The sequence below is a fragment of the Nocardioides sp. NPDC004968 genome (assembly GCF_040608935.1).
In the GTDB taxonomy this organism is placed as follows: domain Bacteria; phylum Actinomycetota; class Actinomycetes; order Propionibacteriales; family Nocardioidaceae; genus Nocardioides.
Genome location: NZ_JBEXJF010000008.1, coordinates 15,109 through 38,153 on the forward strand (window position 1 = coordinate 15,109; position 23,045 = coordinate 38,153).

Genomic DNA, 23,045 nt, shown 5'->3' on the forward strand with positions numbered 1-23,045 from the left:
CGATGAGTGGTGAGGAGTCCAGAGCGTGGCCGCCGATTCTCAGGTTGTCCGGCAAGTCGTCCGGCAGGTCCCCCGATGGCGCGATCTCGCGCCCTTCCTGCAACCGCGCCCGTTCCGCTGGCGGGCGGCCGACCGCCGGCTGGCCCGTTGCCTCAGTGTCGACGACCTGGAGCGGGCCGCGCGCCGGCGGGTGCCGACAGCGGTCTGGGACTACGTCTACGGCGGGTCGGACGGCGAGCACGCGATGCGCCGGAACCGGGCGGCCTTCGACCGCGTGGAACTGCGGCCCACGGCCTTCGGCCAGGTGGCCGAGCCGGAGGTGCGTACGTCGATCCTCGGCCGGCCCGCGGCGGCACCCATCGTGCTGGCGCCGACCGGCTACACCCGGCTCAGCCACCACACCGGCGAGCGGGCGGTCGCCGCGGCGGCGGCCGCTGCCGGGCTGCCCTACACGCTCTCGACGTACGCGACGACCTCGATCACCGACGTCGCCGAGGCGGCTCCGCACGGACGCAACTGGTTCCAGGTCTACCTGATGAAGGACCGCGAGGTGACCCTTGACCACATCACCGAGGCGGCGTCGCAGGGCTATGAGGCGCTGATGCTGACCATCGACACGACCGTGACGGGCATGAAGCGCAAGGACAAGCTCAACGGGTTCGCGATCCCGCCCCAGCTGAGCCTGCGTACGTTCGCGGACATGACCCGCCATCCCGGCTGGGTCGCCAACATCCTGACCACCGAGCCACTACGGTTCGCGACCTTCCCCGAGGGGTCGCACCACGGCCGCTGGGGCATGTCCAACGAGCTGCGCGAGCAGGCGATCCGGCCCTCGGACATCGGCTGGCTCAAGGAGCACTGGAACGGCCCGGTGGTCGTCAAGGGCGTGCTCTCGGTCGCCGACGCGGTGGCTTGTGCGGACGCGGGCGCCGACGCGCTGGTCCTCTCCAACCACGGCGGCCGCCAGCTCGACCGCGCGCCGGTGCCGCTGGAACTGCTGCCGGCGGTGGTCGACGCGGTCGGCGACCGGACCGAGGTGTACGTCGACTCCGGCGTCCGCTCCGGCGGCGACATCACGGCGGCGCTCGGCCTCGGCGCCCGCGGCGTGGTGATCGGCCGGCCCTACCTCTACGGCCTGATGGTCGGCGGACAGCATGGGGTCGACGCCACCCTGACACTGCTGGTCGAGGAGCTGCAGCGGGCGATGTGCCTGCTCGGCACTCCCGACATCGCCTCGATCGGCCCCGAGCACGTCCGGCTGAGGTCGGCATGAACCTCGTATCCGACCTGCGCGCCGCCCTCGGCGAGAGCGCCGTGCTGACCGATCCGGCCGACATGGCGGCGTACGTCACCGACTGGACCGGCAGCTTCTCCGGCACCGCGCTCGCGGTGGTGCGCCCGGCCTCGACCGAGCAGGTCGCGACCGCGATCCGGCTGTGCGCGGCGGCGGGCGTCGGGGTCGTCCCGCAGGGCGGCAACACCGGCCTCGTCGGCGGCGGCGTACCAGACTCCGGCAGCGACCAGATCGTGCTCTCGCTCGGCCGGATGCGCCGCGTCCGAGAGGTCGACCCGATCGCCGACACCCTCACCGTCGAGGCCGGCACCCCGCTCGCCACCGTCCAGGAGGCCGCCGCGGCCGCCGGGCGGCTCTTCCCGCTCTCCCTCGGCTCGGAGGGCTCATGCACCATCGGCGGCACGATCGCGACCAACGCCGGCGGCACCGCGGTGCTGCGCTACGGGATGATGCGCGAGCTGGTGCTCGGCCTCGAGGTCGTGCTCCCCGACGGGCGGGTCTGGGACGGGCTGCGGCCGCTACGCAAGGACAACACCGGCTACGACCTCAAGCAGCTGTTCATCGGCTCCGAGGGCACCCTCGGCGTCGTCACCGCGGCGGTGCTGCGGCTGCTGCCGGCGACACCGCGCCGGGCGACGGCGTTCGTGGCGCTCGAGTCGGTGGAGGCGGCCACCTCGCTCCTCCCCCTGCTCCGCGAGCACGGCGGCGGGCAGCTGACCACCTGGGAGCTGCTCGGACGCCAGGCCGTCGACCTGGTCCTCGCCCACCTGCCGGGTGTGCGCGACCCGTTCACGGAACGGCACGAGTGGTACGGCCTCGTCGAGCTCGCCGGCACCTCCGCCGACGTGGACGAGCGGCTCGAGGAGGCCCTCGCGGCCGCCGCCGAGCAGGGGCTGCTCCTCGACGCCGTGGTCGCCGGCAGCCCCGCTCAGCGCGAGTCGCTGTGGGCGCTGCGCGAAGGCGTCTCGGAGGCGCAGAAGAGCGAGGGCGCGACCCTCAAGCACGACGTCACCCTGCCGATCACCGCCCTGTCCCGGTTCGTCGCCGAGGTCGGCCCGACACTGCTCGCCGCGCTGCCGGGGCTGCGGCTGGTGACGTACGGACACATCGGGGACGGCAACCTGCACTACAACATCTCCGCCCCCGTCGGCGACGACGCGGCGCTGAAGCGGGACGCTCCCACCTTGACCCGGATCGTCTACGACGCCGTCACGGCGCTCGGCGGCAGCATCTCCGCCGAGCACGGGATCGGCGCGCTCAAGCGGGATGCTGCCGCTGCGTACAAGACGGGTGTCGAGGTCGACCTCCTGCGAGCGGTCAAGCAGGCGATCGACCCCGACGGGGTCATGAACCCCCGGAAGGTCCTGTGACTCAGAGACCCTGGGCGACCCGGTAGAACACCTGGTTCCAGCGCACCTGGTCGGCGAAGCCGCGGCGGGTGGTGGACTCGTCGATGACCAGCAGCTCGGTGCGGGCGATGTTGGCGAAGACCTCGAAGGCCTCGATCCCGGCGGCGGTCGACATCACCGTGTGGTGCGCGCCGCCGGCGGTCAGCCAGGCCTCGGCCGAGGTCGCGAAGTCGGGGCGCGGCGCCCAGACGGCGCGCGCGACCGGAAGGTTGGGCAGCGCCTGCGTCGGGGGGACGACGTCGACCACGTTGGCGGTCAGCCGGAAGCGGTCGCGCATGTCGGCCAGGGAGACGACCACGGCACCCTCGCCGGCGTCGGCGTCGAAGACCATCCGGACCGGGTCCTCGCGGTCGCCGATCCCGAGCGGGTGGATCTCGACGCGCGGGGTGGAGGTGGTCAGCGAGGGGCAGACCTCGAGCATGTGGGCGCCGAGGATGACCTCCGCGCCCGGGGTGAGGTCGTAGGTGTAGTCCTCCATCAGGGAGGCGCCACCGGGCAGCCCCTCCCCCATCACCTTCGCGGCCCGCACCAGGACCGCGGTCTTCCAGTCGCCCTCGGCACCGAAGCCGTAGCCCTTGCTCATCAGCCGCTGTACGGCGATGCCGGGGAGCTGGCGCAGACCGCCGAGGTCCTCGAAGTTGGTGGTGAACGCCTTCGCGTCGCGCTCGACCAGGAACGCCTCCATGGCGATCTCCTGGCGCGCGGCGTAGCGCAGCGAGTCGTGGCGCTCGCCGCCCTTGCGGAGTTCGGGGACCACGTCGTAGAGGTCCTCGTACTCGGCGACGAGCGCGTCCACGGCGGCCTCGTCGACGGCCTCGACCGCCGCCACCAGGTCGTTGACGCCCCAGGTGTTGACCGAGACGCCGAAGCGCAGCTCGGCCTCGGTCTTGTCGCCCTCGGTGACCGCGACGTTGCGCATGTTGTCGCCGAAGCGGACCAGGTTGAGCCCGTGGGTGGCGGCCCAGCCGGCGGCGCCGCGGACCCAGGTGCCGACGCGGCCGGTGACCGCCGGGTTGGAGACGTGGCCGACGACGGTGGTGCGGGCGACGCCGAGGCGGGTGGCGATGTAGGCGTACTCACGGTCGCCGTGGGCGGCCTGGTTGAGGTTCATGAAGTCCATGTCGATCTCCGACCAGGGGAGCTCGACGTTGGCCTGGGTGTGCAGGTGCAGGAGCGGCTTCTGGAGGGCGTCCAGACCGGCGATCCACATCTTGGCCGGGCTGAAGGTGTGCATCCAGGTGATGACGCCGAGGACGTTGTCGTCGGAGTTGGCCTCGAGCATCGCGCGGCGGATGGCCGCGGAGTCCTTCAGGACGGGCTTCCACACGACCTTCGCCGGTACGTCCGAGGAACCGTCGAGGGCGCGGGCGACCTCCTGGGACTGCTCGGCCACCTGACGAAGGGTCTCCTCGCCGTAGAGGTCCTGGCTGCCGGTGAAGAACCAGACCTCGCGGTCGCCATAGGGTTTCGGCGCTGTGGGCTTGCTCATGTGGGGGTCCTTCCAGTGCTGAAAATTTGAGGGGCGGGCAGCTCAGTGCTGGCCGTAGACGTTCTGGTAGCGGTCGTAGAGCGAGTCGATGTGGCCCTGGTCGATCGGCAGAGGCTGGCCGAGCTGGCGCGCGATGTGCACCGTGCGGGCGACCTCCTCGCACATCACCGCGGCCTTGACCGCGGAGCGGCCGTCCTTGCCGATGGTGAAGGGACCGTGGTTCCGCATCAGCACCGCGGGGCTGCGCGACTCCCGCAGCGTCTCCACGATGCCGCGCCCGATCGAGTCGTCGCCGATGATCGCGAACGGTCCGACCGGGACCGGTCCGCCGAACTCGTCGGCCATCATCGTGAGCACGCAGGGGATCTCCTCCCCGCGGGCGGCCCAGGCGGTGGCGTAGGTGGAGTGGGTGTGGACCACTCCACCGACCTCGGGCATGTTGGCATAGACGTACGCATGGGCGGCCGTGTCCGAGGACGGCGACCGCTCGCCCTCGACGAGGTTGCCGGCCAGGTCGCACACGACCATCGCCTCGGCGGTGATGTCCTCGTAGGCGACCCCGGAGGGCTTGATGACCAGCAGGTCCTCACCATCTGGGTTCGGCACGCGCTCGGAGACGTTGCCGGCGGTCCACACGACCAGCTCCCAGCGGGGCAGCTCGGCGTGCAGCGCGGCGACGCGCTCCTTGGCGGCATCGACGGCGGTGCGAAGAGCGGCGGGGACGCCCGTCATCACTGGTCTCCTTCTTCTGCGTCTCGTGCGCTGTCTGCGGTATCTGCGCTGGGGGCGAGCGAGGCCACGGCGGCGCGCTCGATGTCCAGGCCGGCCTCGTAGCGTTCGAGGTAGGCCCGGAACCCGGCGAGGTCGGCGGCGTCCGGCTCGACGACCTCGAGGTCGATGTCACCGAAGACGCGCTCGGCGAGATAGGCGCTCAGGCTGAGGTCACCCTCGGCCTCGGCGGCCCGGGTGTACGCAGCCAGGACAGCGATCCCCCAGGCACCGCCCTCGCCGGCGGTGCGGCCGACCGCGACCGGGGCGCCGATGGCCGCGGCGAGCAGCCGCTGTGCGACGCCCGCGGTGCGGAACAGTCCGCCGTGGGCGAACATCGCGTCGATCTCGACGCCCTGGTCGGCGAGGACACGCATGCCGAGGGCGAGGGTGCCGAAGACGCCGTAGACCTGGGCGCGGGCGAACCCGGCGAGGTCGAGGCGGCTGCCGGGGGTGCGTACGAACAGCGGACGACCCTCGTCGAGGCCGGTGATCGGCTCGCCGGCCAGGTAGTTGTAGGCCAGCAGGCCGCCGCCGTCGGGCGAGCCCTTCAGGGCCGCGGTGAGCAGGGCGCCGAAGACGGCGTCGGGCTCGCAGGGGTGGCCGAGCGCGGCGGCGAACTCGCCGAAAACCCCGGCCCAGGCGTCCAGCTCGCTGGCGCCGTTGTTGCAGTGCACCATCGCGACCGGGTCGCCGGCCGGGGTGGTGACGATGTCGATGGCGTGGTGGACGGTGGCCAGCGGCGCCTCGAGGACGACCATCGCGAAGATCGAGGTGCCGGCGCTGACATTTCCGGTGCGCTTGGCGACGGAGTTGGTGGCGACCATCCCGGTGCCGGCGTCGCCCTCGGGCGGACACAGCGGGATGCCCGGCTGGAGGGTGCCGGTGGGGTCGAGCAGCGCGGCGCCGTCGGGGGTGAGCCGGCCGGCGTCGGCACCTGCCGGGAGGACGTGCGGGAGCAGCCCCTCGACCTGCAGACCGGGGCGCTTGGCGGCGGCGAGGTGACCGAGCTGCTCGAGCATCCGCTGGTCGTAGGTCCCGGTGGCCGGGTCGATGGGGAAGACGCCGGAGGCGTCGCCGACGCCGAGCACGTGCTCGCCGGTCAGCGCCCGGTGGACGTAGCCCGCGAGTGTGGTCAGCGAGGCGATCTTGGGCAGGTGGGGCTCGTCGTCGAGGATCGCCTGGTAGAGGTGGGCGACCGACCAGCGCAACGGGATGTTGGTGCCGAAGATCTCCGACAGCTCGGCCGCGGCGACGGCGGTGTTGGTGTTGCGCCAGGTGCGGAACGGCACCAGCAGCTCGCCGGCCTCGTCGAAGGCGAGGTAGCCGTGCATCATCGCCGAGACGCCGATCGACCCGAACGTGGTCGGACGGGTGCCGTAGCGGCGCTCGACCTCGTCGCCGAGGGCTGCGACGGCGCCCTGTACGCCCGCCCAGACCGCCTCGAGCGAGTAGGTCCACAGGCCGTCGATGAGCTCGTTCTCCCACAGATGGGACCCGGTGGCGACGGTCGCGTGGTCGGGCCCGATCAGGCACGCCTTGATGTTGGTGGAGCCCAGCTCGATGCCGAGCGCGGTCTCTCCGAGGTCAGGCAGGTGGCCTGCTCGCTGCGTCATCACGGCTCCGTTTCTGCCCGACGGCTCGGGGTGGGGTTCGAGGCGATGTGAACGCTAACATATGACGAGCGGGTTACCGGCGTGTTCCCCGCACAGCCCGTTGCGAAAGTGCTAGTCGCGCGGGTGCGGGGCGGCCGAGGACCGCACGACCAGCTCGGGCGCCAGCAGCGGCGGCACCTCGACGGTCCCCTCGGCGATGGCCTCGATGGCCACCTCGACCGCGAGCTCGCCCAGCGACGCGAAGTCCTGCCGGACCGTGGTCAGCGGCGGCCAGAGGTACGCGGCGTCCGGGACGTCGTCGAAGCCGACGACGCTCACGTCCTGCGGGACCCGGCGGCCGGCCTCGTGCAGCGCCCGGATCACGCCGAGCGCCATCGAGTCGTTGGCGGCGAAGACCGCGGTGACCGAGGGGTCCCGGGCGATCTCGGCCCCGGCCTCGTAACCGCTCTTGCTCGACCAGTCACCGAAGATCTCGGGCCCGGGCTGCACGTCACTGTCCCGAAGCGCGGCCAGCCACCCCTCCCGGCGCTGCCGGGCGTCGATCCAGCCGACCGGACCGGCCACGTGGGCGATGTTGCGATGGCCGATGTCCAGCAGATACTGCGTGGCCAGCACGGCCCCGGCGTGCTGGTCGATCCCCACCGAGCGCACCCCCGCCGGTGGGTCGCTGTGGATCATCACGACCTCGACCTTGGTCGAGAGCTGGGCGACCAGGTCCTCGAACGACTGGTGCGAGACGCCGAGGAGCACGGCCTCGACCGCGTCGTCGAGGAGCGCCTCGATCGCCCGCTCCGCCGAGGTCGCCTCGAGGTGCGGCACCGGGCTCAGGATGATGTCGTAGCCGGCCCGCTGACCGGCCTGGTGCACCGAGGCGGCCAGCGTGCCCGGCCCGTAGAGGTGCGGCTGGGTGTAGAGCAGGCCCAGCCGTCCCGACTTCCTCGTCACCAGGGCACGCGCCGACTTGTTGCGCCGGTAGCCCAGCTCCTCGATCGCCGCCAGCACCCGGTCGCGGGTGTCGCCGCGTACGGCGTCGGAGCCGTTGACGACGCGAGACACGGTCTGGTGCGAGACCCCTGCCCGGGCCGCGACATCTGCCATGCTCGGCGCGTTCTTCGACTCAGGCGGGACCATGCTGTGATCCTAAGAGGCATCCGCGCCCCCGTCTCGCAGCGCCCTGCCGCCAACGCCGACTCCGCGCCGAATCTTGTGCGCGGTCGCTCTTTCCTCTCCCGCTACTTCGGCGGCGTGGAGACCAGGCTGGGATCGGCAGACCCTGGATAGATCCTGGTGGGCGACCGAGGATGGATTCGACCCGAGATCCTCTCTCCAGGAGCAGACCGATGCCACGCCGACCCATCGACATCACCATCCCCGACCTGTCCGGCAAGCGAGCCCTGGTCACCGGAGCCAGCGACGGCATGGGCCTGGTGATGGCCACCCGTCTGGCTGCAGCCGGGGCCGAGGTCGTGATGCCCGTACGCAACGCCGGCAAGGGCGAGAAGGCACTGGCCACGGTCCGCGGGCACGTCCCGGAGGCCCAGATCTCGCTGCGTGACCTCGACCTGTCCTCGCTGTCGTCGGTGGCGGCGCTCGCCGAGACGCTGCTGGGCGAGGAGCAGCCGTTCCACGTGATGATCAACAACGCCGGCGTGATGACGCCGCCGGAGCGGCAGACGACCGCCGACGGGTTCGAGCTCCAGTTCGGCACCAACCATCTCGGCCACTTCGCCCTCGTCGCCCGGATCCTGCCGCTGCTGCGAGCCGGGCAGGCCCGGGTGACGTCGCAGGTCAGCGTCGCCGCGAGGCGCGGCGCGGTCAACTGGGAGGACCCCAACTGGGAGGAGAGCTATGAGGACATGAAGGCCTACAGCCAGTCCAAGATCGCCGTCGGTCTCTTCGGGCTGGAGCTGGACCGGCGCAGCCAGGCCAACGGCTGGGGCATCACCAGCAACCTCTCCCACCCCGGCGTCGCGCCGACCAACCTGCTGGCCGCTCGCCCTGAGATCGGACGTACGACGGACACCCTCTCCGTACGCGTGATCCGCTGGCTCTCGGCCCGCGGGATCCTCCTCGGCACCCCCGAGACCGCCGCCCTTCCCGCGCTGCTGGCCACCACCTCGCCCGAGGCGACAGGCGGCCGGCTCTACGGCCCCAGCGGTCCCGGGCACCTCGGTGGCGCCCCCGCCGAGCAGGCGCTCTACCGGCCGCTGGTCAGCGCCGAGGACGCCACCCGGCTGTGGGAGATCTCCGAGAGCCTCACCCGCACCGCGCTCCCGACATCCTGATCCGGCGGCGCGGGAGCCTTATGCTGCCGTCGTTCTCGGGCCCGGCCCGATGCCCATAGAACGGAGCCATGGATGCGCGTGCTGCTGTCGACGTACGGGTCGCGGGGAGACGTCGAGCCCCTGGTGGCGCTGGCGGTGCAGCTGCAGCGGCGGGGCGCGGAGGTGCGGATGTGCGCGCCGCCGGACGAGGAGTTCGTCGACCTGCTGGCGCGGGAGGGGGTGCCGCACGTGCCGTTCCTGAAGCCGTGGCGGTCGTGGGAGCGTCCGCCGACCTCCGAGGAGCGTCACCAGCGGGTGACCGACTTCATCACGGCGCAGTACGACACCGTGGCGGAGGCCGCTGCGGGCTGTGATGTGGTCGTGGCTACCGCGATGTCACAGTTCGTCGCACTCTCCGTCGCCGAGACGCTGGCCATCCCCTATCACTACGTCCTCTTCTGCCCGGACGTCGTCGACGGCCTGGACGGGCGCGGCTTCGACGAGCTGTTCAAGGCGCCGATCGACGCCCATCGGGCCTCGATCGGGCTGCCGCCCGTCACGGATGTCACCGAGTTCATGTTCACCGCTCGTCCCCTCCTCGCGGCCGATCCCACCCTCGGGCCGTGGCACGGGACCTCCAGCCTCGACGTCGTGCAGACCGGCGCCTGGATGCTCGAGGACGACCGTCCGCTCCCGGCCGACCTGCTGGGCTTCCTCGAGGCCGGGCAGGAGCCCGTGTACGTCGGTTTCGGCAGCATGCGCACGGTCGGCGAGGAGAGCGTGCGGGTCGCGGTCGAGGCCATCCGCGCCCACGGCCGGCGCGTGGTCATCGGACGCGGATGGGCAGGGCTGGACGTCATCGACGGTCGCGACGACTGCTTCGTCATCGGCGAGGTCAACCATCAGCAGCTCTTCGGCCGGGTCGCCGCCGTCGTCCACCACGGCGGCGCGGGCACCATGACGACGACCTACCGGGCCGGCGCGCCGCAGGTGGTGGTGCCGCAGGCCGGCGATCAGACCTACTGGGCCGGGCGGGTGGCCGAGCTCGGCATCGGGGTCGCCCACGACGGCGCCGCACCGACGGTCGAGTCGCTCACCGCGGCTCTCGACGCCGTCCTGGCGCCTGAGGTCCGCACGCGGGCGACGTCGCTGGCTGCCGCGGCCCGGGTCGACGGAGCGGCGGTGGCCGCGGAGCTGCTGCTCAGCGGTGAGGCCTGACCCTCAACGACCGAGTACGTGACGCAGTGCCGCCTCCAGCTTCGGGTGACGGAACTGGTGCTGGCTCCCGAGAGCGGCCGGCTCGATGCGCTGGCTCGCCAGCGCCAACTCCTCGGCCCCCTCCTTGCCGAGCAGGAGCCGCGGGCCGAGGGTCGGCGTGGGCAGGATTGCGGGCCGGTGGAGCACGTGCGCGAGCGTCTGCGCGTAGACCCGGCCGGTGACCGGCTCGGGGGCAACCGCATTGACCGGTCCCACGAGCGCCTCGTCGAGGACGGCGCGGTGGTAGATGTCGACCAGATCGTCGATGCCGATCCAGCTCAGCCACTGCTCGCCGCTCCCGAGCCGGCCACCCAGGCCGGCCGCGAACAGCGGTCGCTGGAGCCGCAGCGGTCCCCCGGCGGGGGTCTGCACGATCCCGGTCCGCACGTTCACCACGCGCGGCCCGTCCACCCGGCTCGCCGCCTCCCAGTCGGCGACCAGATCGGCGAGGAAGCCGGTGCCCCGCGTCGAAGCCTCGGTCAGGATCTCGTCACGCCGGTCGGCACCATAGATCCCGATCGCGGAGGCGCTGACGAAGGTGCGTACGCCGCCGCCTGCCGCCGCCTCGGCGAGCCGTCGGGTCGGCTCGATCCGGGAGTCGCGGACGGCCGCCTTGTGCGCCGCGGTGAAGCGGCCCGCGATCGACGCCCCGGCCAGATGGACGACCGCGTCCACCCCGTCGAGCAGGTCCGAGCCGGGCGCCGACGGATCCCAGCGGCGCTGGTCAGGGCCTGCCGGCGCGTGCCGGACCAGTCGGATCACCCGATGACCGCCAGTGGTCAGGAACGGGACCAGGGCCTGCCCGACGGTGCCGCTCGAGCCGGTGACCGCGATGGTGAGCGACCTGCCCGCTGCGTACGTCCTGTGGTGGGCCGCGAGGTCGGCGACCAGCTGATCGTGGCGGTAGCCGAGCATCCGGTCCACCATCCGCCCGAGCACGTTCGTCTCGACCCGGTCGGTGACCAGCGTCGCGTCGCCGTCTGCGGCGAACTCGTGCCGGTGGGTCCACGTCAGCGGCCGCAGCGAGGCGAGCCGGTCGGTGAACAGGTGCGGCGGGTCGTAGGCGTCAGGATCGTGGCGGGCCACCCAGTCCACACCACGGCCGAGCGAGATCACCGCCGTCCCGTCGGCCAGCTCGGTCGCCTCCACCCGCACCTCCCCCGGCGTCCACGGCGGCGTCAGCCGGCGGATCGCGCCCGGGCGACGATGCCACCCGAAGACCTCCTCGACCGGCGCCTCGACGCGCGTCGTCAGCGTGTGGACCCGGACCAGCGGGGACGTCATACCTGAAGCCTCGCGCGGATCGGCCGGGCGTACAACCGGCACGCCGTCCGGCCTCAGGCGCTGATGAAGTCCGGCCTCCGGCGTTCGAGGAATGCGGCCCGGCCCTCGGCGAACTGCCGGCCCGTGAGCAGGTCGACCTGGAGGTCGGCCTCGGCCGCGAGTACGCCGTCGAGGCTCTGGTCGGGCTGGGTGAGGATGCGCCTGGTGCCGGCGACCATCGGCCCCGAGAGCTCGGCCAGCCGCGAGGCCAGCTCGACCGCGTGGTCGACGGCGGTGCCGTCGTCGACGACGGTCTCGACCGCTCCGATCCGCTCGGCCTCGGCCGCGTCGAAGGTGCGTACGGTCAGGAGCAGCTCGCGCGCTCTGCCCTGTCCGACGCGCCGCGGGAGCGTGTACGCGAGCCCGGTGTCGGGGCCGAGCCCGATCTTTCCGAAGGACGTCGAGAAGGTCGCCGAGCGGCCGGCGACCACCAGGTCGCAGGCGGCTGCCAACGCGAGGCCGAGCCCGTAAGCGCCACCCTCGACCGCAGCGAGGACCGGCCGGTCGCCGGTGACCAGCTGACGTACGACGGCGTTGACGACCTCGAGTCGCTGCCTGGCGACGTCGCGGTCCTGCGACATCGACCGGATGTCGCCGCCCGCGGAGAACACCGAGCCCGCGCCGGTCAGGACGACGGCGCGCGCCTCCTGGTCGGCAGCCCGGAGCGCCGTCAGCAGGTCCAGCCGGTCGGCGAGGTCGAGCGCGTTGCGACGCTCGGGACGGTCGAGGGTGAGGATCCGGACGTGGCCACGGTCCTCGACCCGGACCGCTCCGGTCCGCGACTCCTCGCTCACCCCTGGAACTCCTTGACCATCTGCTTGGCGATGATGAGCTTCTGGATCTCGCTGGTGCCCTCGTAGAGCCGGAACAGCCGCGCGTCGCGGTAGAACCGCTCGACCGGCACCTCGCGCATGTAGCCGAGGCCGCCGTGGATCTGAACCGCGCGGTCGGCGATCCGGTCGACCGCCTCGGTGCAGAACAGCTTGCACAGCGACGGCGCCGTCCGTCGGTCGCTGCCGTCGTCCCAGCTGCGGGCGGCCTCGAGGACCATCGCGCGACCGGCGTACGCCTCGGTCCGGCTCTCGGCGAGCATCGCCTGGATCAGCTGGAACCCGGCCAGCTTCTGACCACCTTGGCTGTTGGTCGTGGCGTGGCGCAGGCTCTCCTCGATCAGCCGGTCCGCCAGGCCGACGGTCAGTGCCGCGATGTGCAGACGGCCCTTGGCCAGCGATCGCATCGCCGCGGAGAAGCCCTCGCCCTCGACCTCGCCGACCAGGTTCTCCGCGGGCACCCGGACACCGTCGAGGAAGATCTCCGACGTCACCGAACCGCGCTGGCCCATCTTGTGGTCCTTCGGACCGATGGTGACGCCGGGGGTGTCGGTCGGCACCACGAACACCGAGATGTTCTTCGCGCCCTCGTCGAGGTCGCCGGTGCGGGCGAACACCATCAGCAGGTCGGCCCAGATCGCGTTGGTGATGAAGCGCTTCTGCCCGTTGAGGACGTACGCGTCGCCCTCGCGGACCGCGCGCGTGCGCAGGCCGCTCGGGTCGGAGCCGGCCTCGGGTTCGGTGAGCGCGAACGAGGCCACCAGGTCACCGCTCGCCAGCCCAGGCAGGTACTGCTGCTTCTGCCGCTCGGTGCCGCAGTTGACCAGCACCTGACCGGCGATGCCGTTGTTGGTGCCGAACATCGAGCGGAACGACGGCGTGGTCCAGCCGAGCTCCATCGCCAGCCGGACCTCCTCCGACATGGTGAAGCCGAGACCGCCGTACTCCTCGGGGATGGCATAGCCGAACAGCCCCATGGCCGCGGCCTGCTGCCGGAGCCGGTCGGGGATCTGGTCGGTCTCCTCGATCTCGTCCTCGGCCGTGACGACCTCCTTGCGGACGAACGCGCGGACGGCGTCGAGGATCGACGTGAACTCGTCGGGCTCCATGGGTGCTCCTTCGTGCGGGAGGGGTCAAGGTGTGGGAACGGATACGTCGGTGGGCCGGCCGACCACGCCACCGGCGGCCAGCCGGTCGATCGCGCCGGCGTCGAGACCGAGCTCCGCGAGCACGGCATCGGTGTGGGCGCCGAGATCGGGGATCGCACCCATCGGCAGCTCGACGTCGCGGAAGGTCATCGGAGGCAGTACGCCGCGGACCGGCCCGGCAGGAGTGGCGACCTCGCGCCACCGGTCGCGACCGGCGAGCTGCGGGTGCTCGACCAGGCCGGACATGTCGTTGATCTGGGCCGCTGGAACGCCGGCGGCGGCGAGCCGGGCGTCGAGGTCGGCGGTGGCGAACCCACGGGTGTGCTCAGCGACGACCGCATCGCACTCCTCGCGGTGGGCGACCCGCAGCGGGTTGGTGGCCAGCCGGGGGTGGTCGGCGAGATCGGGCCGGTCGAAGACGTCGGTCACCAGCGCCCGCCAGCCGCGGTCGTTCTGGACGCCGATCAGGATCTCCCCGTCGGCGGTCGGGTAGGCGTTGTACGGTGCGATCGAGGCGTGGCTGAGCCCCATCCGCGGCACCTGCCGACCGCCGTACATCTGCATGTACATCGGGTGGCCGAGCCACTCGACGGTCGCGTCGAACATCGATACGTCGACGATGCCGCCCTTGCCGGTGCGCTCGCGGCGGAACAGGGCCGCGACGATGGCCTGGCTCGTGTAGAGGCCGGCGGCGATGTCGGAGCTGGGGACGCCGGTCTTGGTCGCCGTCTCCGGGGTACCGGTGATCGAGATCAGCCCGGACTCGGCCTGGATCAGCATGTCGTATGCCTTGCGGTCCCGCAGCGGGCCGCCGGTGCCGTATCCGGAGATGCCGGCGACGACGAGCTGGGGGTGCCGTTCGGCGAGCTCGTCGGCGCCGAGCCCGAGCCGCTCGGCTGCGCCGGGGGCGGCGTTCTGCAGGAACACGTCGGCGCGCCCGACCAGCTGCCGCGCGAGCTCGGCGCCGTCGGGCGACTTGAGGTCGAGCGCCACCGACTCCTTGCCGCGGTTGAGCCAGACGAAGTGCGAGGCGAGGCCGTGCACGGCGTGGTCGTAGTTGCGGGCGAAGTCGCCCTCGCCCACCCGCTCCAGTTTGATCACGCGGGCACCGAGGTCCGCGAGGTGACGGGTGGCGAGCGGGGCCGCGACGGCCTGCTCGAGGGCGACCACGGTGATGCCCTCCAGCGGCAGCAGGTCGATGGCCATGTCGGTGGTCATGCAGAAAGCATCCCGCGACTTCTTATGCGCGTCCAATACCTAATCCTTGGAGGATTGTTCCCACTGATGCAAGAGTTGTCCCTATGGACCTGCACCATCTCGAGGCCTTCCTGGCCGTCGCCGAGGAGCTCCACTTCGGCCGGGCGGCCGAGCGGCTGCACATCGCCCAGCCGCCGCTGAGCCGCACCATCAAGCAGCTCGAGCGCGACCTCGGCGCCCAGCTGTTCGACCGCACCACCCGGAGCGTCCGGCTGACCTCGGCCGGCGAGGCACTGGTCCGGCCCGCCCAGGACGTGCTCGAGGGCCTGCGCACCGCGCGCCGGGCGGTCCGCTCGGCAGGCCGGGGCGAGACCGGCCGGGTCCGGATCGGGTTCGCCGGCCCCTCCTCCCACGTGCTGGTCGGCCAGCTCGGCCGGATCGTCCGCGAGCAGCACCCCGGGATCGAGCTGATGCTGCAGAGCACGACGTACAACTACGAGGCGCTGCGCTCGCTCCAGGACGGCGAGCTCGACCTGGCCATCGCGCGGTGGCGGATCGAGCCGCAGGGTCTGGCACACCGCGTGATCGCGGTCGAGCACTACGTGCTCGCCGTACCCGCCGGCCACCGGCTCGCTGGCCGCGAGGAGGTCAGCATGACGGAGTGCCGGGACGAACCGTTCGTGGCACTGCCCGCCGACCCGGGCTCCAGCGTGCGCGACGCCTTCATCGAGACGGCCTCCCAGGCCGGTTTCGTGCCCAACATCGTGCAGACCGCGCCGGACAGCTGGACCGCGGTCGCGCTGGTCGCGGCCGGCGTCGGCATCACGTTCACGCTCGACACCGCGATCGCCAACGTGGTGCAGACCGGCATCGAGGTGGTCCGGATCAGCGAGTGCGACCGCCCCACGTTCCAGCAGCTCGCCTGGCGGCAGGAGGACCGGAGCCCGGCGCTGCACGCGGTGCTGCACGCCTCGGAGGAGGCGCTACCCACCCCGGACCTGCCGAACGGCCCGCCCGCCTGACCCACCGGTCAGCAGTCGGTCGAGACCTTCACCAGGCCGACCTGCGACGCGGTGGCGACGTGGCGACCGGCCGCGTCGAAGAGCTCGCCGACGCCGTGGGCACGCCCGTGGGCGATCGACTCCACCCGGCAGTCGAACTGGTGCCAGTCGGTCAGGTCGGAGGCGGCATGGAACGTCAGTGCGTGGGTCAGGCTGAGGATCCGGGCGCCAGGCTTGTGCCGTGCTGATCCAAGCGCCAGGAACGACGCCTCGAGGATGCTCATGTCGCTCACGTAGGCGACCAGCGCCGCCCGCAGGACCGGGTCGTCCGGCAGCGGCCCGGTCGCCCGGAAGAAGGTGGTCTGCCGGTCGTTCGGCTCGGCGACGGTGAAGTATGGCGGGGCCACCGCGTGCCTGAAGTGGACCGGCCGCCGGAGCCGCCACCAGGGCGGGATCCGCTCGTCGGAGCCGAACCGATCGGCCAGGTCCGGCAGCGTCTCGGGGTCGGGCGCGGGCGCCGGCCGGACGGAACTGTAGGAGGGCAGGTCGGCACGGACCGTCGCCCATCGCGTGACCGCACTGAAGAGCTCCTCTCCCGCGTCGTCGAGCAGCCGGCTGCGCCGGGTCACCAGCGAGGGAGCGTCCGAGACGACCGTGACCTCCCATTGCAGCGGCCGGTCCGTCGGCACTCCGCCGACGAAGTCGGCCTGCAGGCTGATGATCCGCTGGTCAGCCCCGACACCGCGGCCGGCGGCGACCAGCGCCTGGGCCAGGAGGAGGCCACCGAAGAGCCTGCCGGCGGGATGCTTCTGCGGCTTCCCGGCCCAGTGACTGACCCGGCCCGCCGGGTCGTCGGCACAGCTCAGGTCGAGCAGCTCGAGCAGCTCGTCGAGGGTCACCGCAGCACGGACGTCAGCGATAGGAGAGGCAGGGTCCACCCGGCTCATTGTGCCGTCGTTTGTCATCACTTTCGATATCTGTCTCGAACTATTCATACGTATCCGTCAACAGTGAGCGGCGGAAGAAGTATTGGAGTTCGGCACGCGGCTGGCGGCAGGCTGGGGCCACTGACCAATCCCCGTCCGCCCCTGAGGAGCACCCATGGCCGCGCCCGACAAGGTCACCGATCTCAGCTCGGCGGTGGCCGCCCACGTACGGGACGGCATGACGGTCGCACTCGAAGGCTTCGGCCACCTGATCCCGTTCGCCGCGGGCCACGAGATCATCCGCCAGGGCCGTCGGGACCTGACGTTCTGCCGAATGACCCCCGACCTGCTGGCCGACCAGATGATCGCCGCCGGCTGCGTCTCCAAGCTCGTGGCCTCGTTCTTCGCCAGCGGCTCGGCGGGCTCCCTGCACGAGGTCCGGCGTCGCGTCGAGAACGCCGATCCGAAACCGCTCGAGGTCGAGGAGTACAGCCACTACGGCATGGTCTGCCGCTACCAGGCAGGCGCCGCCGGGCTGCCGTTCTTCCCGCTCCGCTCGTACGCCGGCAGCGACCTCCCGAAGCTGAACCCGCTGATCCGCAAGGTCTCCGATCCCTACGGCGGCCCGGACATCTACGTCGTGCCGCCCCTGCGCCCCGACGTGACGATCGTCCACGCCCAGCGCGCCGACCGCTCCGGCAACGTTCAGATGTGGGGCATCGTCGGGGCCCAGCAGGAAGCGGCGTACGCGGCCGAGACCGTGATCGCGACCGTCGAGGAGATCGTCGAGGAGGACGTGGTCCGCTCCGACCCGAACCGCACCGTGCTGCCGTCCCACGCGGTCACCGCCGTGGTGGAGTGCCCAGGCGGCGCGCACCCGTCCTACACGCAGGGCCACTACGACCGCGACAACGCCTTCTACCGCGAGTGGACGCCGATCAGCCGCGACCGCGAGGCGGTGCTCGGCTGGCTCGAGGAGTGGGTGCACCAGGTGCCCGACCGCGCCGCCTACCTCGCCAAGCTCGGAGCGGAGCGCTGGGACGGGCTCGGCGTCACTCCTCGGCTCTCGCAGCCCGTCGACTTCGGCCGCCGCCGGGTGGCCGCCCAGGAGGAGGCCTCATGAGCGTCCCGCTCTCGGACGTGGCTCCGTCCAGCACCGAGTTCCTCGCCGCGGTCGCCGCCCGGCAGCTCGTCGGCAAGCACCGGGTCTTCGCGGGTGTCGGGCTGCCGACGCTCGCCGTCGACCTGGCACGGCGCACCGTGAACCCGGACGTCGAGCTGGTCTACGAGTCCGGTGTCTGCGGCGCACAGCCGGAGGGCCTCGCGGAGGGTATCGCCGACTCGGTGCTGGTCTCCGGCGCCGCGGCGGTGCTGAGCATGCCCGCACTCTTCGGCTACGTACTCCAGCGCGGCCATGTCGACGTCGGCTTCCTCGGCGCCGCGCAGGTCGACCGCTGGGGCAGCCTCAACACCAGCTTCATCGGCGACTGGGACCAACCGACCGTCCGGCTCCCCGGCGCCGGCGGCGCCGCCGAGATCATGCCGAACGCCGGCGCGTGCATCGTCGTGCTGCGCCGCCACGACCCCGGCGCCCTCCCCGCGCAGCTCGACTTCTGCACCTCCCCCAGCCCGGTGCGCGCGTACGAGGAGGACCCCCGGATGGTGCCTCCCGGCCACGGGGTCTCCACCGTGATCACCCCGATGGCGGTGCTGCGCCGCCCCGACAAGCTCGGCGAGCTCGAGATCGGCGAGGTCCACCCCGGCCTCACCGTCGACGACGTCCGCGCCGCCACCGGGTGGGACATCGCCGTCGCCGATGACGTACGCGAGACCGCCCGGCCGACCGTCGAGGAGGTCCGGCTGCTCCGCGACGAGATCGACACGGTGCGGCTCTACCTCCGATGAGCCCGGCCACCAGCACCTACGAACCGCGCCGGTCGGCGTACGTCGCCCTGCTCGCGTGCTCCACGCTCGGCACCCTGTCGAGCACGATCATCAGCGCGCCGATCAACGTGATGGCCCACGCGATCGGGGCCTCGTCGCGCGGGATCGTCTTCGCGGTCAGCGCCTTCACCCTGGCGATGGTCGTCTTCGCCCCGGTCTCGGGCTGGATGTGCCAGCGGTTCGGCTCCCGGCGGGTGCTCGCCGGGTCGCTGCTGTTGATGGTCGCCGCACAGGCGGGCGCGGCGTTCAGCCAGGGGCTCGGTTTCCTGGTCGTGACGCGCGCCCTGCAGGGAGTCGCCTGCTCGGCGGTGCCGCCCGCGATCCAGCAGGTGCTCGGCCGGCACTGGGCCGGCAACCGCGCCCGGGTGATGGCCGCCTGGGCGGCCGCGATCGGCGTCGGCCAGGCGCTCGGCCCGCCCCTCGGCGGGCTGGTCGCCGACACCCTCGGCTGGCGCTGGGTGTTCATCACCCACGCCTCGCTCAGCGCCGTCCTGCTGGTGCTGTGCCTGACCGTGGTGCCCGACGTGCCCGCCTCGTACGCTCCGCTCCACGTCAGCGGGATGGCGACGCTCCTGGTCGGGATCGGCGCGCTCGTCGGCGCCGTCAGCTGGCTCGGGCAGCACGGCGAGGTCGCGGTGGCCGCGGGGATGGTGGCGGTGGGTGTGCTCGCCCTTGCCGTGCACAGCCAGCTCGGGCGCACCAGCGCCGGTCCGTTCGTCCCACCCGGCCTCCTCACCGAGCGGAGATTCGTCGCGAGCACCATGGCCGCCGGCACGGTGATGGGCTGCCTCGGTGTCGCGATCGTCGCCACTCCCCTGCACCTGGGCCGCGACCTCGGCCTGGGCCCGGGGCACATCGGCATCACCATGCTCGCGCTGGCTCTGGCGATGACGCTCGCGGCGCCGCTCTCCTCCCGGGTCACCGAACGGTTCACCGCCCGGCGCACGCTGCGCGGCGGGCTGGTGCTCCTCGCGCTCGGCCTACTCGCCCTCCCCCTGGCCGCGACCGCCTCCGGGCCCGGCACGATCGTCACGCTCACCGTGGCCGCGCTCGTGCTGACCGGCGCGGCGATCGGCGTCGTCCAGGCGACCTCCGCGCTCGGTCTGATGACCTCGCCGGCCGCCGCCGATGGTGTCGCGCTCGGCCTCCACAACATGCTCCGCTTCACCGGCCTCGCCGTCGGCTACTCCTGGGTCGCGATCGCCTACCCGACCGGAAACCTCTCCCTCGTCTACGGCGTCCCGGTCGCCGCGGTCGCCCTGACCTGGGCGATGGCCGGCCCCTCGGCCCCGTCCTCCGAGCCCTCCGCAGAAAGGGTGTTCCATGACCACCGCTGACTCCACGCCCGACCCCGCTCCCGGACCGCTCGCCGGCCTGCGGGTCGTCGAGGTGTCCAGCTTCGTCGCCACGCCCCTGTGCGGCACCACGCTGGCGCAGCTCGGCGCAGAGGTGATCCGCGTCGAGCCGCTCGAGGGTGCGTCCGACCGGACTCGCTGGCCGCTGAGCGACGACGGCGCCAGCCTCTACTGGAACGGGCTCAACCCCGGCAAGAAGGCCATCGCCGTCGACTGCACCCACCCGGAGGGGCGGCAGCTGGTCGCGGACCTGGTCGTCTCGGGCGGCCCGTCCGGCGGCATCGTGGTGACCAACACCGAGCGCTGGTCGGAGCTCGGGTACGCCGCGCTGCGCGCCCGCCGCGACGACGTCATCCATGTGCTTCTCACCGGACGTCACGACGGCGGGACCGCCGTCGACTACACCGTGCAGGCCGGCACCGGCTTCCCGCTCGTGACCGGCCCCGAGGAGCATGCGGCGCCGGTGAACGGCGTGGTGCCGGCGTGGGACCTCGCGGCCGGGCTCCACCTCGCGACCGGTCTGCTCGCCGCCGAGCGCCGGCGCGCGGTCACCGGCGACGGCGCCGAGGTGCGGGTCGCGCTGGAGGACGTCGCCCTCGCGGCCGCCGGCAACCTCGGCTATCTCGCCGAGGCGCAGCTGCGGCCTACAGGCGAACGGGGCTCGATCGGCAACCACGTCTACGGCACCTTCGGCCGCGACTTCACCACCGCGGGCGGCGACCGCTTCATGCTGGTGGCCCTCACCCCGCGGCAGTGGTCGGACCTGCTGGGCATCACCGGCCTCGCCGAGGCGGTCTCCGCACTGGCCCGAGCGCTCGATGCCGACTTCTCCGACGAGGGCGCGCGGTTCCGGCACCGGACCGTGCTCGGCGGCCTGATCGCCGCCTGGTTCGAGCAGCACGAGACGGCGTACGTCACGAGGGCGCTGTCGGAGACCCGGATCCTGTGGTCGCCCTACCGCAGCTTCCGTGACCTCGCCGCGGATGACGCCCGGCTGCTGCGCGAGCACCCGCTGTTCTCGACGATCACCCAGCCCGGCGTCGGCGAACTGCTCGCCCCGGGCGCGCCGATCACCGTCGACGGCCGCCGGAGCGCGCCCCGGCCTGCGCCCTCCGTCGGGCAGGACACCGGTGAGGTGCTCGCCGGCACCCTCGGGCTGGCCGCCGAACGGCTCGACGACCTGCTCACCCGCGGCGTCATCGGCACCCGGGAGGTGGTGGCGCGATGAGCACCGCCGAGATCGCCGGGGCGGCACGCACCTGGCTGTTCGTACCCGGGGACCGACCGGAGCGGTTCGCCAAGGCTGCCGCCGCCGGCCCCGACGTCGTGGTCGTCGACCTCGAGGACGCCGTCGCCCCGGCGCACAAGGACGCGGCCCGCGCCCACGTCACCGACTGGCTCCCCCGAGCAGGAGTCACCGTCGCGGTGCGGATCAACGCCGCCGGCACCACCTGGCACGACGCCGACGTCGCCGCGCTCGCCGCCCTCGCCGGGCCGTCGTTGGTGGTGCTGCCGAAGGCCGACAGCCCCGCGACCGTGGCGGACGTCCTGGCCGCGCTTCCCGACGGCTCCGCCGTCGTGGCGCTGGTCGAGACCGCGCTCGGCGTCGCGCGAGCCATCGACCTGGCCCGCTCCCCCGGAGTCGTACGCCTGGCCTTCGGCAGCTACGACCTGGCCGCCGAGCTCGGCGTCGATCCCGACCACGCACCCGCCCTCGCTCCCGCGCGCGGCAACCTGGTGCTCGCCTCCGCCGTCGGCGGCCTGGCCGGCCCGATCGACGGGGTCACCGGCGACGTACGCGATCACGAGCGGCTGACTGCCGACGTCACCGCGGCCGCCGCCCTCGGGTTCGCCGGCAAGCTCTGCATCCACCCCGGCCAGGTGGCCCCCGCCGCCGCGGCCCTGGCACCCAGCCCCGACGAGGTCGCCTGGGCCGAACGCGTCCTGGCCGACGCGACCGAGGACGGCGTCGCCCTCGTCGACGGCCGGATGGTCGACGCCCCCGTCGTCGCCCGCGCCCGCCGCATCGTCTCCCTCAACCGACCCACCCCAGGAGCAGCCAGATGAGCAGCCTGACCCCCGACGAGCAGGACATGGTCCGGCTCGTCGCCGACTTCGTCGACGAGCGCGTACGCCCCCGGGTGCGCGAGTTCGAGGCGGACGACATCTACCCCGAGGAGCTCATCGAGGAGATGAAGAAGCTCGGCTTCTTCGGCCTCCTGGTGCCCGCCGAGCACGGCGGCGTCGACGTGAGCACAGCCTGCTTCGCGCGGGTCACCGAGGAGCTCGCCCGTGGCTGGATGAGCCTGGCCGGCGCGATCGGCGGACACTCGGTGATCAGCTATCTGGTCCGCCACTTCGGGACCCCGCAGCAGCAGGAGTCCTACCTGCCCCGGATGGCCGACGGGAGCCTGCGCGCCACGATGGCGCTGACCGAGCCGTCCGGCGGCAGCGACCTGCAGGGCATGCGTACGTTCGCCGACACCGACGGCGACGAGCTGGTCATCACCGGCTCGAAGACCTGGATCTCCAACGCCCAGCACGCCGGCCTGATCGGGCTGCTCTGCATCACCGACCGCTCCGCCTCGCCCGCGCACCAGGGCATGAGCGTGGTGCTGGTCGAACCCGGCGACGGGCTCACCGTCTCGGGCAAGATCCCCAAGCTCGGCTACCGCGGCGTCGAGGCCTGTGAGCTCACCTTCGACAGGATGCGGGTGCCCGCGACCGCGGTGCTCGGCGGCACACCCCACCTCGGCTGGGGCCACATGATGCGCGGCCTCGAGGTCGGTCGGATCCAGGTGGCGGCCCGCGCCGTCGGCGTCGGCCAGGCCGCGCTCGACGACGCGCTCTCCTACGCCCAGACCAGGGAGAGCTTCGGCAAGCCGATCTGGAAGCACCAGTCGGTCGGCAACCTGCTCGCCGAGATGGGCACCAAGATGCGCGCCGCCCGGCTGATGACGATCGACGCGGCCGAGCGGCTCGACGCCGGCGACCGCGCCGACATGGAGGCCGGGATGGCCAAGCTCTTCGCCTCGGAGGCGGCCATGCAGGTCGCCCTCGACGCGGTGCGGGTGCACGGCGGCTACGGCTACTCCAAGGAGTACGACGTGGAGCGCTACTTCCGCGACGCCCCGCTGATGATCGTCGGCGAGGGCACCAACGAGATCCAGCGCAACGTGATCGCCGCCCAGCTGGTGGCGCGCGACCAGAAGGGAAAGAACTGA

General features: G+C 72.4%; 20 protein-coding genes. 11 read left to right on the plus strand and 9 right to left on the minus strand.

Annotated features, from left to right (window positions below):
- The first annotated feature begins 25 nt into the window (after nt 1-25).
- Nucleotides 26-1,273 carry an alpha-hydroxy acid oxidase gene (locus ABZU72_RS10945; RefSeq protein ID WP_355018881.1) on the plus strand — a complete coding sequence of 416 codons (1,248 nt, stop codon included), beginning with the start codon at nt 26-28 and terminating at the stop codon, nt 1,271-1,273.
- Nucleotides 1,270-2,664 (plus strand): FAD-binding oxidoreductase, encoded by a 1,395-nt coding sequence (locus ABZU72_RS10950; protein WP_355018882.1) that lies wholly within the window; start codon nt 1,270-1,272, stop codon nt 2,662-2,664. Before ABZU72_RS10945 ends, ABZU72_RS10950 begins: the two co-directional genes overlap by 4 nt.
- 1 nt (nt 2,665) lies before the next feature.
- Here the strand turns inward: ABZU72_RS10950 and araA are convergent, their stop codons facing one another.
- The 4 genes from araA to ABZU72_RS10970 all read right to left on the minus strand — a co-directional run bounded on the left by araA (nt 2,666) and on the right by ABZU72_RS10970 (nt 7,707).
- Entirely contained in the window at nt 2,666-4,192 is a 1,527-nt protein-coding gene (gene araA / locus ABZU72_RS10955) for an L-arabinose isomerase (RefSeq protein WP_355018883.1), read from the minus strand.
- A gap of 42 nt (nt 4,193-4,234) precedes the next feature.
- Nucleotides 4,235-4,924 (minus strand): L-ribulose-5-phosphate 4-epimerase, encoded by a 690-nt coding sequence (locus tag ABZU72_RS10960; RefSeq protein WP_355018884.1) that lies wholly within the window; start codon nt 4,922-4,924, stop codon nt 4,235-4,237.
- Entirely contained in the window at nt 4,924-6,576 is a 1,653-nt protein-coding gene (locus tag ABZU72_RS10965) for an FGGY-family carbohydrate kinase (RefSeq protein ID WP_355018885.1), read from the minus strand. Before ABZU72_RS10965 ends, ABZU72_RS10960 begins: the two co-directional genes overlap by 1 nt.
- A gap of 111 nt (nt 6,577-6,687) precedes the next feature.
- Nucleotides 6,688-7,707 carry a LacI family DNA-binding transcriptional regulator gene (locus ABZU72_RS10970; protein WP_355018886.1) on the minus strand — a complete coding sequence of 340 codons (1,020 nt, stop codon included), beginning with the start codon at nt 7,705-7,707 and terminating at the stop codon, nt 6,688-6,690.
- Between the two features lie 209 nt (nt 7,708-7,916).
- Here ABZU72_RS10970 and ABZU72_RS10975 point away from each other — a divergent pair, with 209 nt between their 5' ends.
- Both ABZU72_RS10975 and ABZU72_RS10980 read left to right on the plus strand, forming a co-directional pair.
- On the plus strand, nt 7,917-8,861 hold the full coding sequence (locus tag ABZU72_RS10975) for an SDR family oxidoreductase (RefSeq protein ID WP_355018887.1): 945 nt from the start codon (nt 7,917-7,919) through the stop codon (nt 8,859-8,861).
- 72 nt (nt 8,862-8,933) lie between these two features.
- Nucleotides 8,934-10,058, plus strand: coding sequence for a glycosyltransferase (locus ABZU72_RS10980; RefSeq protein ID WP_355018888.1), 1,125 nt, complete (start codon nt 8,934-8,936; stop codon nt 10,056-10,058).
- Between the two features lie 3 nt (nt 10,059-10,061).
- On the opposite strand, the gene ABZU72_RS10985 is transcribed toward ABZU72_RS10980, so the two are convergent.
- From ABZU72_RS10985 to ABZU72_RS11000, 4 genes are read right to left on the minus strand one after another with little or no spacing between them, the layout of a single operon-like run.
- A complete protein-coding gene (locus tag ABZU72_RS10985; RefSeq protein ID WP_355018889.1) occupies nt 10,062-11,381 on the minus strand; it encodes a TIGR01777 family oxidoreductase in 1,320 nt (439 codons plus the stop codon).
- Nucleotides 11,382-11,434: 53 nt separating this feature from the next.
- Nucleotides 11,435-12,214 (minus strand): enoyl-CoA hydratase-related protein, encoded by a 780-nt coding sequence (locus tag ABZU72_RS10990; RefSeq protein WP_355018890.1) that lies wholly within the window; start codon nt 12,212-12,214, stop codon nt 11,435-11,437.
- Nucleotides 12,211-13,359, minus strand: coding sequence for an acyl-CoA dehydrogenase family protein (locus ABZU72_RS10995; RefSeq protein WP_355018891.1), 1,149 nt, complete (start codon nt 13,357-13,359; stop codon nt 12,211-12,213). The genes ABZU72_RS10990 and ABZU72_RS10995 overlap by 4 nt, the downstream gene beginning before the upstream one ends.
- A 24-nt stretch (nt 13,360-13,383) precedes the next feature.
- Nucleotides 13,384-14,616, minus strand: coding sequence for a CaiB/BaiF CoA-transferase family protein (locus ABZU72_RS11000; RefSeq protein ID WP_355018892.1), 1,233 nt, complete (start codon nt 14,614-14,616; stop codon nt 13,384-13,386).
- 83 nt (nt 14,617-14,699) lie between these two features.
- On the opposite strand from ABZU72_RS11000, the gene ABZU72_RS11005 reads away from it, so the two are divergent.
- Nucleotides 14,700-15,617, plus strand: coding sequence for a LysR substrate-binding domain-containing protein (locus tag ABZU72_RS11005; protein ID WP_355018893.1), 918 nt, complete (start codon nt 14,700-14,702; stop codon nt 15,615-15,617).
- Nucleotides 15,618-15,625: 8 nt separating this feature from the next.
- Here the strand turns inward: ABZU72_RS11005 and ABZU72_RS11010 are convergent, their stop codons facing one another.
- Nucleotides 15,626-16,534 (minus strand): acyl-CoA thioesterase domain-containing protein, encoded by a 909-nt coding sequence (locus tag ABZU72_RS11010; RefSeq protein ID WP_355018894.1) that lies wholly within the window; start codon nt 16,532-16,534, stop codon nt 15,626-15,628.
- 163 nt (nt 16,535-16,697) lie between these two features.
- Here ABZU72_RS11010 and ABZU72_RS11015 point away from each other — a divergent pair, with 163 nt between their 5' ends.
- Genes ABZU72_RS11015 through ABZU72_RS11040 form a run of 6 tightly spaced genes read left to right on the plus strand, consistent with a single transcriptional unit; the run spans nt 16,698 to nt 23,045 of the window.
- Entirely contained in the window at nt 16,698-17,645 is a 948-nt protein-coding gene (locus tag ABZU72_RS11015; RefSeq protein ID WP_355018895.1) for a CoA-transferase, read from the plus strand.
- Complete coding sequence (locus ABZU72_RS11020; RefSeq protein ID WP_355018896.1) at nt 17,642-18,427, plus strand: CoA-transferase; 786 nt, start codon at nt 17,642-17,644, stop codon at nt 18,425-18,427. Before ABZU72_RS11015 ends, ABZU72_RS11020 begins: the two co-directional genes overlap by 4 nt.
- Entirely contained in the window at nt 18,424-19,803 is a 1,380-nt protein-coding gene (locus ABZU72_RS11025; RefSeq protein ID WP_355018897.1) for an MFS transporter, read from the plus strand. Before ABZU72_RS11020 ends, ABZU72_RS11025 begins: the two co-directional genes overlap by 4 nt.
- On the plus strand, nt 19,790-21,049 hold the full coding sequence (locus ABZU72_RS11030) for a CoA transferase (RefSeq protein ID WP_355018898.1): 1,260 nt from the start codon (nt 19,790-19,792) through the stop codon (nt 21,047-21,049). Before ABZU72_RS11025 ends, ABZU72_RS11030 begins: the two co-directional genes overlap by 14 nt.
- Complete coding sequence (locus ABZU72_RS11035; RefSeq protein WP_355018899.1) at nt 21,046-21,888, plus strand: CoA ester lyase; 843 nt, start codon at nt 21,046-21,048, stop codon at nt 21,886-21,888. The genes ABZU72_RS11030 and ABZU72_RS11035 overlap by 4 nt, the downstream gene beginning before the upstream one ends.
- The gene (locus ABZU72_RS11040) at nt 21,885-23,045 is read left to right on the plus strand and encodes an acyl-CoA dehydrogenase family protein (protein ID WP_355018900.1); all 1,161 of its coding nucleotides are present in this window, start codon (nt 21,885-21,887) and stop codon (nt 23,043-23,045) included. Before ABZU72_RS11035 ends, ABZU72_RS11040 begins: the two co-directional genes overlap by 4 nt.